Origin of the sequence: Pseudoduganella ginsengisoli, from assembly GCF_009720865.1 — a bacterium.
In the GTDB taxonomy this organism is placed as follows: domain Bacteria; phylum Pseudomonadota; class Gammaproteobacteria; order Burkholderiales; family Burkholderiaceae_D; genus Rugamonas; species Rugamonas ginsengisoli.
This window is the reverse complement of record NZ_WNLA01000118.1, coordinates 1-255: the sequence shown is the minus strand read 5'-3', so window position 1 is coordinate 255 and position 255 is coordinate 1. Positions and strand designations below refer to the sequence as shown.

Below are 255 nucleotides of genomic sequence, written 5' to 3'. Positions count from 1 at the left end.
GACACTGGCCAGCCGCAATTGGCGGCGCCGGACTTGCAGGCCACTTCGGATAACGGCTCATCGAATACCGACAACATCACCAACGCTCTCAATCCGGTGTTTGCCGGCGGTGGCGCGGAAGCCGGCGTCAAAGTGCATCTGTATGCCGGCGGGGTGGAAGTGGGCAATGCCGTGGCCGACGCCAGCGGCAACTGGAGCGTGACGCACACGGCGGCAGCTACCGGCGTCGACATTGCGTACACGGTCACGCAGGAA

The 255-nt window shown here is 64.3% G+C and carries 1 protein-coding gene; it reads left to right on the top strand.

The window, feature by feature from the left end; genetic code table 11:
* Nucleotides 1-255, top strand: a 255-nt coding sequence (locus GM668_RS30830; RefSeq protein ID WP_170305940.1) for an Ig-like domain-containing protein, incomplete at both ends; no start/stop codon positions are given.